Source organism: Lacrimispora indolis DSM 755 (assembly GCF_000526995.1).
In the GTDB taxonomy this organism is placed as follows: Bacteria; Bacillota; Clostridia; order Lachnospirales; family Lachnospiraceae; genus Lacrimispora; species Lacrimispora indolis.
The window spans coordinates 1,033,964-1,047,847 of the sequence record NZ_AZUI01000001.1; the positions used below are offsets into that span (position 1 = coordinate 1,033,964).

A 13,884-nucleotide genomic window follows, 5' to 3' on the forward strand; every position below is an offset into this window, starting at 1 on the left:
GAGGTAACGAACGTGTTTCAAAAAGTGCTGGAATATGCAGGTGATTACCGGAAAACAACCTACCGGGCAATTGCCGCCATGCTCATAGGCATGGTCATGAACGTACTGCCGTTTTGGTTCATCTACCAGATCATCCGCCCGCTGCTCATGAGGGAGGAAATCACGGGCGGGTATGTGGCCTGGCGCATCGCCGCCATCGCCATCTGCGCACTGCTGTATGCCCTGTTCTATATCTGGGGCCTTTCCCTCTCTCACCATTCAGCCTACAACACGCTGAAAAATCTGCGCATCTCCCTCCAGGGCAAGCTGGAGAAGCAGCCCCTTGGCGCTATTGAGGAAAAGGGAGTGGGCGCCATAAAGAAAATGTTTATCGACGACATCGAAACCATCGAGCTTTTGCTGGCCCATGCGCTTCCTGAGGGAATTGCAAACCTGGCCATCCCGGCTCTGGTATTTGCCGGAATGTTTCTTGTGGATCCCAAGCTGGCTCTTCTGGCCCTGTGCTCCCTGCCTCTTGGAATGATTGCCATGATGGTGATGTACCGGATCGGCATGAAAGATATGGGCAATTACTATGCTGCGGCACAGAAGATGAACAATACCATTGTGGAATACATAAACGGCATGGAGGTCGTCAAGGTGTTCAACCGGGATGGGGAGTCCTATCACCGGTTTGAGGGAGATGTAAAAAGCTACCGGGATTTCACCCTGGCATGGTATAAGGCCTGCTGGCCCTGGATGGCGCTTTATTCCAGCCTTGTGCCCTGCGTGGCGCTTTTTGTTCTGCCCGTAGGTTCCTACTTCGTCATTCAGGGATATTCCACACTTCCGGATCTGGCCCTGGTTTTGTGTATGTCCTTTGGGGTGGGAGGCCCCCTTCTCAGAGCCCTTGGCTTTATGTCCACACTGCCTCAGATCAATCATAAAATCACCAACCTGGAGCAGATGCTGAACGCGCCGCCCCTTCAGCAATCCAATAAGCCCTTTACCGGAAAGGACCATGGGGTGCGTTTTGAGGATGTGCGCTTTGCCTACAAGGAGGCTGACGTTCTGCACCGTATCACACTGGATGTACCGGAGGGCACGCTGACCGCTTTGGTAGGGGAATCCGGCGGCGGCAAGTCTACCCTCGCCAAGCTGCTGGTCCATTTTTATGACGTGACCGGAGGTGCTGTCAAAATAGGAGAACAGGACATCCGGGACATGAGTCTGGAAGCTCTTAATAATGAAATCTCTTATGTTGCCCAGGAACAGTTTTTATTTAACATCAGCCTTTTGGAAAATATTCGTCTCGGCAAGCCGGAGGCAACGGATGCCCAGGTGATGGAAGCAGCAGAAAAGGCCCAGTGCGGCGAATTTCTGGCCAGGCTGGAAAACGGCATTCACACCATTGCAGGTGACGGCGGAAAGCAGCTTTCCGGAGGTGAACGCCAGCGTATCTCACTGGCCCGTGCCATTTTAAAAAATGCACCCATTATTGTTCTGGATGAAGCCACCGCTTTTATGGATCCTGAAAATGAGGAAAAGATGAATGAGGCTATTGCCCAGGTCATTCAGGGGAAAACCGTCATTGTTATCGCCCACCGCCTGCATTCCATAGTAGGCGCGGATCAGATCTGTGTTCTGGACTCAGGAAGGCTGGCCGCTGCCGGAACCCACGAAGAGCTGCTTAACAGCTGCCCTGTCTACCAAAGACTCTGGCAGGCCGCCCAGGGCAGCGCCCAGTGGAAGGTCACCACTGCGAAAGGAGGAAATGCTCAATGATCGCTTTAATGAGACGCATTCTCGCTGTTTCAGGAAATTATCAGGGCAGGATCAAGCTGGCCTTTGTATTTTCCTTTTTAAAATCAATTCTGGCTAAAGCGCCCATCGGCTTCGGATTTTTCGTCCTTGCCGCCTTTTATCACGGTACGGCTACCACAGAAATGTGCCTGTGGATCGGTTTTGCCATGGCAGCCTGCCTTTTGCTTCAAATGCTGTTCCATCACATTGCCGACCGTCTGCAATCGGCGGCAGGATTCCTGGTATTTGCAGAGAAACGCATGGAGCTGGGCAGGCATCTGCGAAAAATGCCCATGGGGTACTTTACCGAGGGCAATATCGGCAAAATCAGCTCGGTTCTTTCCACTGACATGGTGTTTATCGAAGAAAACTGCATGACAGTGCTGGCAGATATGATGAGTTATATCTTTGCCCAGGGCATTATGCTGGTATTTATGCTGATGTTTAATATATGGCTGGGTCTTGCGGCCATTGGAATTGTGCTGCTTCTGCTTCTGACGGCAAAGGGACTGAAAAAAGAGGCGCTTATGGATTCCGCTATCCGGCAGGAACAGAGCGAAAGCCTGACCGAGGCAGTTCTGGATTTCACCGAGGGAATAGGGATCATAAAAGCCTATAACCTGATAGGAGAAAAATCAAAGGCACTTACCGACAACTTCCGTGAGACCTGCCGCACCAGCATTGCGTTTGAGGAAAACCATACACCATGGCAGCGCCGTCTGAATATCCTCTACGGATTTGGCGCCACCGCCATAATTGCCCTTTCCGTTTATTTAAATTCCTGCGGCCTGCTGGATGTAACGTTCCTCGTGGGCATCATGCTTTTTGTGTTTGATCTTTTCGGCCCACTGAAGGCTCTCTATGGCCAAAGTGCGCGGCTCACGGTCATGAACAGCTGCATGGACCGCATTGAAGGGGTATTTGCAGAGCCGGAACTTCCGGACAACGGTACAGACATCATTCCGGAAACCGGAAATGTTCCGGAGATTCAGTTTCAGCATGTCAGCTTTGCCTATGGCGAAAAGGAAGTGCTCCATGACGTCACCTTTGACTTATCAAAGGAGCAGATGCTGGCGCTGGTCGGTCCTTCCGGCGGCGGAAAATCCACTATAGCAAGTCTCCTGACCCGCTTCTGGGACATTAAATCCGGGCGGATATTGATCCGAGGCAAGGATGTGCGGGAAGTAGGCTTAAGCGACCTGATGGATCATATCAGCATGGTATTCCAGAGGGTATACCTGTTTCAGGATACGATCTACAACAACATCAGTATGGGGCGGCCGGATGCCAGCCGGGCCGAAGTGATTGAGGCGGCGAAAAAAGCCCGTTGCTACGACTTTATCACCGCACTTCCGGATGGTTTTGACACTGTGGTGGGCGAAGGCGGCGCAACCCTTTCAGGGGGTGAAAAGCAGCGCATCTCCATTGCCCGCTGCATTTTAAAGGACGCACCTATCGTGATCTTAGATGAGGCCACCGCCAGCGTGGATGCGGACAATGAAAGCTACATCCAGCAGGCCATCAGCGAGCTGTGCGCGGGAAAGACTCTCCTGGTGATTGCCCACCGGTTAAATACCATCCGCCATGCCGATAAGATATTAGTAATCGCTGACGGACGCATTGCCCAACAGGGAACCCATGAGGAACTGATGGAAAAGGGCGGCATTTACAAAAACTTCTTAACCGCCCGGGAGAACAGCAGGGGCTGGAGCAGGAGGGATTTACAAGACCGCTTTCAAGAAATAAATGGGGAGGAATCATAATGAGTGACACAATCAAAGAAAGACAAAAGCAATTTATCCTGACCGGAGGGCTGTGGAAGGTTATGGTACAGCTTTCCTGGCCGGCAGTGGTGGCAATGGTATTCTATGGTTTTAATACCGTACTGGATGCCATTTTTGTAGGGCAGTTCGTAGGCGATACGGCCGTCGCCGGGGTTTCCCTGGCCTATCCCCTTTCCCAGATCAGCACTGCCTTCGGTTCCCTCATCGGCGTGGGAGCCGGTTCCGTACTGAGCATAGCCATCGGCGCAAGGGATCAGGAAACCCAGGAACGGCTGATGGGAGTAGTGAACCGTTTATCCGTCATATGTGCCATTCTGTACATGCTTGTGACCTTTGCTTTTGCAAAGCCTCTCATTGTCATGATGGGCGGAACAGGCGAAGCCCTTGCTTATGGCGTCAGCTATTTCAGGATCTGCATCACGGGCGCCTTCTTCTGGATCTATGGGCTTGCCGGCAACATGATCATCCGGGCCGAAGGCAGGATGAAAACAGCTGCATGGATGATGGTCGTGGGTCTTGTGGTCAATGCCGTCTTCAATTACATCTTCATGGGAATTTTTAATATGGATGTGGAGGGTGCTGCCTGGGGAACCAATGTGGGTATGTTGGCTTATACTGTGATGGGCTGGCTTTATTTCGGCCGGGGCAAAGCCACCTTCCATGCAAAGCTGCTCTCACTGAAAGGTGACAAGAAAATCACAACCTCTGTTTTGCGGCTTGGCATGTCCTCACTGATCATGTCCGTCATGTCCTTAATCCAGGGCCTGGTGGTGTTTAACGCCCTGGCACGGTACGGAACAACGGCGGATATCGCTTTTTACGGGGTGGTTTACCGGGTGTTCCAGTTCCTGCTTACCCCCATCTTCGGGCTGATGCGGGCTCTACAGCCTGTCATTGGAATCAATTACGGCGCAAAGCAGTATGACCGGGTCATCCGCTCTTATAAAGTTTTCGCCGCTGCTGCCCTGATCCTCACCCTGCCCTTCTGGTTTGCCTCACTTGCCGCACCGGGCTGGATTCTTGGCATGATGCTCAAAGAGCAGGCGTTCACAAGCGCCCACTTCCTGTATTTCAGGGTGTATATGGCGATCCTTCCTGCCTTATCCTTTATTTTCATGGCCATGACCTTATTCCCGTCAGTGGACAAAGGCAAGCCCGCTATGATCATCGGCATGGCTAGACAGTTTGTTTTCTATGTACCGGTGATGATGCTGCTGCCAAGGTGGATCGGCGTTGGCGGCGTATATTACGGCTCTCTGGCAATTGACGCAATCATCGTTTTGTGGACCGTAATTCTTGTGAAGAAGGAATTTAACAGCCTAAGGTACAGGCCGGAAATGGAACTGGAAGCTTAAGGGCATTGAAAGGTATTCTTCCCACTTTAAAAGGCGGCCGGACATTTTTGCTCCAGCCGCCTTTTTATCTGATTTTTCCGGTATTATCTCACCCCGGCTTAATTGTCGGTCTCTAAAGAAAACATTTCTTTGAACTTTTTCCCATCAAAAATATGGTTGTACACCAGATATTCATAATCCATAATCAGGTCCTGGTACGGACTTCCCGGTTCCTTTAAGGCTTCCCAGGAATAGTAGGTTCCTTCCTTGTTGTAGCACCCGATAGGGTGTACCACAGGAAAGGTCTCTTCCATTTTCAGGAGAAACTGCTGATAAGGAGTCATATCAACCCCGGCCCTTTTTAACAGCTCTGAGGACAGGTAAATGGCCCCCAGCTTCCCTTTTTCCTCTGCCTGGGTCTCATAATTGGTCCAGATCACAAAGGGGGTCTGATACCACATCAGACGGTCCTTATTGGCCACAAGACTGCTGGGCATCCCTGCAATGTCATCAAAAAATTCATCTTCCACACTGGGCTGATGGTCCCCAAAAAGAACGATCATGGTAGGCTCGGAACTTTGCTCAAAATAAGAAACTAAATATTCGAGAGCTTCATCTGACCGCTTCATGAGGGACAAATACTGGTCAGTCTTTGGATATTTTCCTTTCAGCTCCCCGGTCAGCCATACTTCCTGGTCAAAATTATCATACAGGGTCTCATAGCCCCCATGGTTTTGCATGGTCACATTAAAAAGAAACAGCTTATCCTCCGGATTTTCCTTGGACTCCACCCTTTCTATCAGCTTCTCATAATCTGCCCGGTCACTGACATAGTTTCTAAGCAGCTCGCTGCCTTCATAATCTTCTATTGCCAGAAATTCATCTATCCCCATGTTCCGGTAGCACTCCTGCCGGTTCCAGTTCTCTCTTGGATATGGGTGCATTGCAACCGTCTCATAGCCCTGGGATTTTAATGTACTCACAAGGCTATATGTATTTGGCTTGACATTAAACTGATAAGCAATGCTGTTAGCCTGAAGCAGAGAGATGGAATCTCCCGTCAAAAATTCAAACTCAGAATTGCTGGTCAAAGAACCAAATACTGGAACGCAAAGGCTCCCCTTCACCGTATTTTCCTTCAGGCTGTTTAAAAAGGGAAAGTATTCCTGATTCGTCTCAAAGTCTCCCGCCACTTTTAAGTCGGAAAGGCTTTCATTCATAATACAGATGATATTCACCGGCGTTGTGCTGTCTATGCTCTCCACATCAACATCTCCTGCCGAAGCCAGAAGAACCTGGTTCTCCTCTATGATAGAATCATAAATCTGTTTTACCTTTGAAATGCTATAGCCTTTGGGCTTTTTCTGTACCGCATAATTGAGGGAAACAGCCGTTGAAAGGACATACCCATATTCCTGATACGTCTCGCTGACCTCCCACATATTGATTTCAAGGCCCTTATTGGGAATTAAGGCTGTATAAAACCACATGCAAAAGCTAAAGACCACACCTGCACTTCCCCCGGCAAAGACCAGACGCTTTTTCCTGCCCCTTACCCTTTTAGGAAATATAAGGGCAAAGAGACAGATAGCCTGAACTCCCAGACAGGCAAGATACATTTCCTGTGTCAAAACAAACTCATAATTTCCTGCCACGCTCATGGCAGTCCGCAGCGCCAAAACGTCCCAAATCATAATGGGCCTTCCCCGAAAGCCTGCCACCAGATATTCCGCAACAGAAACTAAGTAAAGGAAAACCGCAGTCAGGGGGATGCCGATCCTGGTGCTTCCGCTGACTGCGAAAACTGCAAGATACAACAAGTAGATCCAGCCTATATTTAAGGCAGCCATAAACAGGGGAATCGCAGGCAAATTGCCAGTCACATATTCAAACAGAATATAAGATACGCAGGGAATCAAAAGCATGATGGCAGTGGTCATAAAAAGCCCTGCAGTTTTACACCACTTTCGCAGCCGTTCTTTTATCACGTAAACATCCTCTTTTTCCATTTTCAGAATAAATTAATGGTACCACAAAGCAGCCGCGCCAGCAATAGACAATTTATGACAATACCACTTCATTGTGCCAGCTTTTCCTCATTCAGGGCTTTTCCTGCCTTCTTTATAACAGGCCAGACATGAATATGAGGGCACGGTATGGGACTTGGTCATTCATGATTTAAAATCTGCAATTTACTGGATCTTCAATACATGGTGCATGTCTTCCAGGGAAAACTTCCCTCCTTTAAAATCCGGCCATGCGTCAATACCGTCATCTTTTTTTCTTGGAATGATGTGAAAATGAAAGTGGGATACAGACTGCTGTGCACTTGTTCCGCTGGCATTTAACAGGTTTACTCCTGAATATCCGCAATGGACAGTATAATGATTTGAGATAAATTTTATTGCATTCATAACATACCCAAGAGTCTCATCGTCACAGTCAAGAATATTAGTAACATGCTTTTTAGGAATAACGATCGTATGGCCATCCACATCATTTCCTATATCCAGAAACGCCAATGTGTGCTCGTCTTCATATATTTTATAGCCTGGCAAATCGCCGTTAATAATTTTACAAAAAACGCATTCCTTCATGATATTTCCCCTGATCACTTTTATTATTTTATTCTGCTGTAAAAGCTGCTGAGAATTAAGCTGGATTTCTTCTGGCACATAAGCTATATCAGAATCACAAAGAGAAGAGCCGCCCACAAAGGATCAGCCTGAATCGGAACAGAAAATCCATCCTTTTATACGTTTGTTTTATGCCACAATAATAGCACATTCATTTCCGATCTGCAATTCATTAGAATAAATTCTGCACTGGTTTTATAATCATTATAAATTTAAAAAGCCGAACCCTTTGCAAACAAAGGATTCGGCTTTCATATTTAATTATTCAACGATAGTAACAACTCTACCTGAACCTACTGTACGGCCGCCCTCACGGATAGCGAAACGAAGACCCTGCTCCATAGCTACCGGATGAATCAGCTCTACAGACATTTCTACGTTATCGCCAGGCATACACATTTCTGTGCCGGCTGGTAAATCGCAAACGCCGGTAACGTCAGTTGTTCTGAAATAGAACTGAGGTCTGTAGTTGTTGAAGAAAGGAGTATGACGTCCACCTTCATCTTTTGTTAAAACGTAAACCTGAGCGGTAAACTTCTTGTGGCACTTTACAGAACCTGGCTTAACCAGACACTGTCCTCTTTCGATTTCAGTTCTCTGAACGCCACGAAGTAATGCACCGATGTTATCACCAGCCTGAGCTTCGTCAAGCAGCTTACGGAACATTTCGATACCGGTTACAACAACCTTACGTGTTTCTTCATGAATACCAACGATTTCAACTTCATCAGATACGTGTAAAGTACCACGCTCTACTCTACCGGTAGCAACAGTACCACGGCCTGTGATAGAGAAAACGTCCTCGATTGGCATTAAGAATGGCTTATCTGTTTCACGTACAGGATCAGGAATCCACTCATCTACTGCATTCATTAACTCAAGAACCTTGTCTCCCCAAGAGCTGGAAGGATCTTCAAGAGCCTTTAAAGCAGAACCCTGGATGATTGGTGTATCATCGCCTGGGAATTCATACTCGTTTAACAGCTCACGGATTTCCATGTCTACTAATTCAAGTAATTCTGCATCGTCAACCATATCGCACTTGTTCATGAATACAACGATGTAAGGAACGCCTACCTGACGGGAAAGCAGGATGTGCTCTCTTGTCTGAGCCATAACACCATCGGTAGCAGCTACAACTAAGATAGCGCCGTCCATCTGTGCAGCACCAGTGATCATGTTCTTAACGTAGTCAGCATGTCCTGGGCAATCAACGTGTGCATAGTGTCTCTTCTCTGTCTCATACTCAACGTGGGAAGTGGAAATGGTGATACCACGCTCTCTCTCTTCCGGAGCCTTATCGATATTCTCGAAAGCTACTGCCTGTCCAGTACCTAATCTTTCATGAAGAGTCTTTGTGATAGCAGCTGTTAAAGTAGTTTTGCCGTGGTCAACGTGACCGATGGTACCGATGTTACAATGGGTTTTGTTTCTTTCAAACTTAGCTTTAGCCATTTTATAACGTCCTCCTTAATTTATGCTCTTTTTGAGCTTTAATTTTTATGTTAGGCTGTTTTTTATTATATGCTATTTGTGCACTATTTTCAAGCCTATTTGATGGATTCCAGGCAGTCGTGGCCGCCTGAAACCCAGTGGAACCTGTTAGGAATTATTTGCTCTTTTTATCTGCAAGAACTTTTTCCTGTACATTCTTTGGTACCTGCTCGTATTTTTCAAAGAACATGGAGTAGTTACCGCGTCCCTGTGTTCTGGAACGTAAATCTGTAGAATAACCGAACATCTCTGAAAGCGGTACGAAAGCTTTGACCATCTTGCCTCCGCCGATATCATCCATGCCTTCAATACGGCCACGGCGGGAATTGATATCACCAATTACGTCGCCCATATAATCTTCCGGCATGGTTACTTCTACCTTCATGATCGGCTCAAGGAGAATGGAACCACCCTTGTTCATGGCATCCTTAAACGCCATGGAACCTGCAATGTGGAAAGCCATCTCACTGGAATCGACTTCATGGTAGGAACCATCGTATACGGTAGCCTTTACACCTACTACCGGGAAACCGCCCAGGATACCGGACTTGGTAGCTTCTTCAATACCTTCTCCGACTGCCGGAATGTATTCCTTAGGAATAGCACCGCCGACAACAGCGGACTCAAACTTAAACAGCTCTTCGCCATTGGCATCCATCGGCTCAAAGCGAACCTTACAGTGTCCGTACTGACCACGTCCGCCGGACTGCTTCGCATACTTGCTGTCAACCTCAACGGTTTTTGTAAAGGTTTCTTTGTAAGCAACCTGAGGAGCACCAACGTTAGCTTCTACGTTGAACTCACGAAGCAGACGGTCTACAATGATCTCCAAATGAAGCTCTCCCATACCGGAAATGATAACCTGTCCAGTCTCCTGGTTGGTCTTTGCACGGAAGGTAGGATCTTCTTCTGCAAGCTTTGCTAAAGCCTCGCCCATCTTGCCCTGACCAGCTTTGGTCTTTGGCTCGATAGCGATATCGATAACCGGCTCCGGGAATTCCATGGATTCCAGAATTACCGGGTGCTGCTCGTCACAAATTGTATCACCTGTTGTTGTTATTTTAAAACCAACGGCTGCAGCAATATCACCGGAATATACCTTATCCAGCTCAGATCTCTTATTGGCATGCATCTGAAGGATACGGCCAACACGCTCTTTTTTGCCTTTGGTTGCATTCAGCACGTAAGAACCGGAATTCATGACACCGGAGTACACGCGGAAGAATGCCAGTTTTCCAACGAATGGGTCTGTCATGATCTTAAATGCCAGAGCTGCGAACGGCTCTTCATCAGAAGAATGCCTTTCGATCTCATTGCCTTCCATATCAACACCCTTGATAGAAGGAATGTCAGTAGGAGCCGGCATGTATTCAAGAATCGCATCCAGGAGCTTCTGTACGCCCTTGTTTCTGTATGCGCTTCCGCAGCATACAGGAATGGCCTTGCATTCGCAGGTTGCTGTTCTTAATGCTATCTTTAATTCTTCCACAGAAGGTTCTTCCCCTTCCAGGAACTTCATCATTAATTCATCATCTAATTCGCTGATTTTCTCTACCAGTTCTGCACGATAAATCTCGGCGTCATCTTTCATGTCTCCAAGATCTTCTGTGATGGTAACATCATCGCCTTTATCGTCGTTGTAGATATAAGCCTTCATTTCAAACAGATCAATGAGTCCCTTGAACTCATCCTCTGCACCGATGGGAAGCTGAATGCAGATTGCATTCTTGCCCAGACGGGTTTTAATCTGCTCAACAGCGCCATAGAAATTTGCACCCATGATATCCATCTTGTTGATGAATGCCATACGGGGTACGTTGTAAGTGTCAGCCTGACGCCATACGTTCTCGGACTGTGGTTCAACACCGCCCTTTGCACAGAATACGCCTACGGCGCCATCCAGTACACGTAAGGAACGCTCAACCTCCACGGTAAAGTCAACGTGTCCTGGAGTATCAATGATGTTGATACGATGCTCCGGAGCGCCTGGCTTCACTTTGTTGTTTTCATGCATGGTCCAGTGGCAGGTTGTGGCAGCTGAAGTAATTGTGATACCTCTTTCCTGTTCCTGCGCCATCCAGTCCATGGTGGCAGTACCTTCATGAGTATCACCGATTTTGTAGTTTACACCAGTATAATAGAGGATACGCTCGGTCAATGTAGTTTTACCTGCATCGATGTGGGCCATAATACCAATATTTCTGGTTCTTTCCAATGGATATTCTCTTCCAGCCAAAGCTTTTTCCTCCTATTAGAATCTGTAATGAGAGAATGCCTTGTTTGCCTCAGCCATCTTGTGCATATCTTCTTTCTTCTTTACAGCAGCACCAGTGTTATTGGCAGCATCCATGATCTCATTAGCAAGTCTTTCTTCCTGAGTCTTTTCGCCTCTCTTACGAGAGAACAGAGTAATCCATCTTAAGGCTAATGTCTGTCTTCTCTCCGGTCTTACTTCGATCGGCACCTGATAGGTAGCTCCGCCGATACGTTTTGCCTTTACTTCAAGTACAGGCATGATGTTGTTCATCGCCTCTTCGAATACTTCAACGGCTGGTTTACCGGTCTTTTCTTCTACACGGGTAAATGCGCCGTATACGATCTTCTGAGCAACACCCTTTTTACCATCATACATGATATTGTTGATCAGCTTTGTAACAACCTTGTTATTGTAAAGCGGATCCACTAATACGTCTCTTTTTTGAGTATGTCCTTTACGTGGCACGTTACTTCCCTCCTTAATATGGCCGTCAGCCTTTACAGACTAACCGGCTATTCATTAGATCCTAGGTACTCACAAACATTCAAGTTGCGTTCGCGCTCGGTTTCTATCTATATAACCCTGCAACCTACAGGTTCAATATCTAAAGTCCGGCACTAGAAATTCAAATGTGTGGTTCTAATTATTTTTTCTCTTTCGGTCTCTTTGCACCATACTTGGAACGAGCCTGTCTTCTGTTGGCTACGCCTGCGGTATCCAGTGTACCTCTTACGATATGATATCTGGTACCTGGCAAGTCTTTTACTCTTCCGCCGCGGATTAAAACAACGCTATGCTCCTGAAGGTTATGACCTTCTCCTGGGATGTAACTTGTTACTTCGATACCGTTAGAAAGACGTACTCTGGCGATCTTTCTAAGAGCCGAGTTAGGCTTTTTAGGTGTAGCAGTCTTAACTGCGGTACAAACGCCTCTTTTCTGTGGAGCAGAAATATCAGTCGCCTTCTTCTGTAAAGAGTTGTAACCCTTCTGCAGAGCCGGTGCTGTGGATTTCTTTGCGCTTGTCTGTCTACCCTTTCTTACTAACTGGTTAAATGTTGGCATTCCATTCACCTCCTGTGATATTGTCTGTGGTTGCTGTTATCTTCAGCTTAATTTACGCACAAAAACATGACGCGTTAATGCACGCCTAATTATTATATACATATTGTATTTTTCTGTCAAGGATTTTTTTAAATAAGATCATTTCACTGCTAAAACCCGGAACAGGAATTCTTAAGGACATTCCTGTTCCGGGTCTATTAAATGATTTAATCATTCAGTTCCTTCAGCGTTTCGGTGATCAGTCCATCCATATCCTCTGCATACTGGTCAGCAGTCAGTTTTCCTGCCAGCACCTCAATCAGCTTATCTCTTAAATCATTTTGGACAGCTCCGGTAAATGCCTGATACCCCCATTCTGCTCCAGGCTGGGAATCCGTAGCAGCCAGTTCTTTTGAAAAAATATCAAAAAATTCTTTTCCGTATTCATAATCCAGGCTTTCATTTCCCTTTACCTGGGATAAGTAGCTGTTTTCCTTACAATATTTAGCGTTATTTTCTGCTTTTGAAATCCACTCAATGAATTGGGCAGCCTCTTTTTCCACTCCAGTATTCTGGAATGCTGCCAGATATTTTCCTCCCGGCACAGAGGAACGTCTCACTTCCTTTGGAAGATAAGTCACCCCCCATTCAAAATCAGTGATCTGGTCTTTGTAATTTGAAATCATCCAGCTTCCGCAAAAATGCATGGCAACCTGACCGGTCCGGAATAAATTGTTGGGATTCTCAGAACCAAGCCACACTGATGACGGAATGATCTCTTCGTCGTGAAGTTCTTTAAAAAAGCTTACAGCCCTTCTGGTCTCCGGCGTATTAAAATTGGAGGCATTTAAGTCCGTATTTAACAGGCTTCCCCCTGCCTCGTAAAGCAGTGTGGTAAAACGCTGAGGCGACTTGTCATATACAAGACCGTATTTGCAGTCACTTTTTTCCATAACTGTTTTCATGGCAGTCTTCCATTCATCCCATGTCCAGATCTCATCCTCTGACTGAGGAACCTTTACGCCGGCCTTCTCAAAAGCCGTCTTGTTATAAATCAGTCCATTGGCCGTCACATCCATGGGAGCTGCCAGAACCTTATCATCAAAAACAAATTTCAGTCCTTCGCCAAAGCTGTTTACAAATGTGTTCTTATCGGACACATACTGTCCTAAGTCCACCAGCTGGTTCTGGAACGGTCCTAAATTGGTAAGCCTGGCCAGTGCAGGAGCTTCTTTGCCATTTAGCATATTTTTTATTTTGCTCTCCAGATCAGCATAGGGAACCTCAATCAGTTCAATTTTAATGTTGGGATGCTCTGACATGTACTGATCTGCCAGCCCCAGGAAGGATTCTCCCTCCTTTCCGTCGCTGAACCATACCACATCCAGTGTTTTCACTTCATTGTCCGCCTTTTTCCCCCCTGCAGAGCAGCCTGTCAGCGCCCCCAGTGCCAGTGCCCCTGCCAACACCAATGATACCGCTTTTTTCATAAATAACCTCTCCTTTTTCATTTTTCGCCCGCCTTACGGGCATATTTAACATTCCCATTCCATCA

The 13,884-nt window shown here is 47.0% G+C and carries 10 protein-coding genes; 3 read left to right on the plus strand and 7 right to left on the minus strand.

Going from position 1 to position 13,884, the window contains the following annotated elements:
• The first annotated feature begins 12 nt into the window (after positions 1–12).
• Genes K401_RS0105035 through K401_RS0105045 form a run of 3 tightly spaced genes read left to right on the plus strand, consistent with a single transcriptional unit; the run spans position 13 to position 4,921 of the window.
• On the plus strand, positions 13–1,764 hold the full coding sequence (locus K401_RS0105035; RefSeq protein WP_024291933.1) for an ABC transporter ATP-binding protein: 1,752 nt from the start codon (positions 13–15) through the stop codon (positions 1,762–1,764).
• A complete protein-coding gene (locus K401_RS0105040; protein ID WP_024291934.1) occupies positions 1,761–3,545 on the plus strand; it encodes an ABC transporter ATP-binding protein in 1,785 nt (594 codons plus the stop codon). The genes K401_RS0105035 and K401_RS0105040 overlap by 4 nt, the downstream gene beginning before the upstream one ends.
• The gene (locus K401_RS0105045; protein ID WP_024291935.1) at positions 3,545–4,921 is read left to right on the plus strand and encodes an MATE family efflux transporter; all 1,377 of its coding nucleotides are present in this window, start codon (positions 3,545–3,547) and stop codon (positions 4,919–4,921) included. The genes K401_RS0105040 and K401_RS0105045 overlap by 1 nt, the downstream gene beginning before the upstream one ends.
• A 98-nt stretch (positions 4,922–5,019) precedes the next feature.
• Here the strand turns inward: K401_RS0105045 and K401_RS0105050 are convergent, their stop codons facing one another.
• The 7 genes from K401_RS0105050 to K401_RS0105085 all read right to left on the minus strand — a co-directional run bounded on the left by K401_RS0105050 (position 5,020) and on the right by K401_RS0105085 (position 13,819).
• Positions 5,020–6,909 (minus strand): LTA synthase family protein, encoded by a 1,890-nt coding sequence (locus K401_RS0105050; RefSeq protein ID WP_438830315.1) that lies wholly within the window; start codon positions 6,907–6,909, stop codon positions 5,020–5,022.
• A 183-nt stretch (positions 6,910–7,092) separates the two neighbouring features.
• Positions 7,093–7,497: an HIT domain-containing protein gene (locus K401_RS0105055; RefSeq protein ID WP_024291937.1), complete on the minus strand. Its 405-nt coding sequence runs from the start codon at positions 7,495–7,497 to the stop codon at positions 7,093–7,095.
• A gap of 300 nt (positions 7,498–7,797) precedes the next feature.
• Positions 7,798–8,991: an elongation factor Tu gene (gene tuf, locus K401_RS0105060; protein WP_024291938.1), complete on the minus strand. Its 1,194-nt coding sequence runs from the start codon at positions 8,989–8,991 to the stop codon at positions 7,798–7,800.
• Between the two features lie 154 nt (positions 8,992–9,145).
• Positions 9,146–11,266, minus strand: coding sequence for an elongation factor G (fusA, locus tag K401_RS0105065; RefSeq protein ID WP_024291939.1), 2,121 nt, complete (start codon positions 11,264–11,266; stop codon positions 9,146–9,148).
• Between the two features lie 15 nt (positions 11,267–11,281).
• The gene (gene rpsG / locus K401_RS0105070; protein ID WP_013274355.1) at positions 11,282–11,752 is read right to left on the minus strand and encodes a 30S ribosomal protein S7; all 471 of its coding nucleotides are present in this window, start codon (positions 11,750–11,752) and stop codon (positions 11,282–11,284) included.
• A 178-nt stretch (positions 11,753–11,930) separates the two neighbouring features.
• The gene (rpsL, locus tag K401_RS0105075; RefSeq protein ID WP_013274356.1) at positions 11,931–12,350 is read right to left on the minus strand and encodes a 30S ribosomal protein S12; all 420 of its coding nucleotides are present in this window, start codon (positions 12,348–12,350) and stop codon (positions 11,931–11,933) included.
• A gap of 206 nt (positions 12,351–12,556) precedes the next feature.
• Positions 12,557–13,819 carry an ABC transporter substrate-binding protein gene (locus tag K401_RS0105085; protein ID WP_024291940.1) on the minus strand — a complete coding sequence of 421 codons (1,263 nt, stop codon included), beginning with the start codon at positions 13,817–13,819 and terminating at the stop codon, positions 12,557–12,559.
• Positions 13,820–13,884: the final 65 nt, after the last annotated feature.

Excerpts from the sequence above, each read along its gene's own strand:
- K401_RS0105055 (WP_024291937.1), bottom strand. The coding sequence starts at position 7,497 with ATGAAGGAATGCGTTTTTTGTAAAATTATTAACGGCGATTTGCCAGGC.
- K401_RS0105085 (WP_024291940.1), bottom strand. The coding sequence starts at position 13,819 with ATGAAAAAAGCGGTATCATTGGTGTTGGCAGGGGCACTGGCACTGGGG.
- K401_RS0105050 (WP_438830315.1), bottom strand. The coding sequence starts at position 6,909 with ATGGAAAAAGAGGATGTTTACGTGATAAAAGAACGGCTGCGAAAGTGG.
- K401_RS0105040 (WP_024291934.1), top strand. The coding sequence starts at position 1,761 with ATGATCGCTTTAATGAGACGCATTCTCGCTGTTTCAGGAAATTATCAG.
- K401_RS0105045 (WP_024291935.1), top strand. The coding sequence starts at position 3,545 with ATGAGTGACACAATCAAAGAAAGACAAAAGCAATTTATCCTGACCGGA.
- rpsL (WP_013274356.1), bottom strand. The coding sequence starts at position 12,350 with ATGCCAACATTTAACCAGTTAGTAAGAAAGGGTAGACAGACAAGCGCA.
- tuf (WP_024291938.1), bottom strand. The coding sequence starts at position 8,991 with ATGGCTAAAGCTAAGTTTGAAAGAAACAAAACCCATTGTAACATCGGT.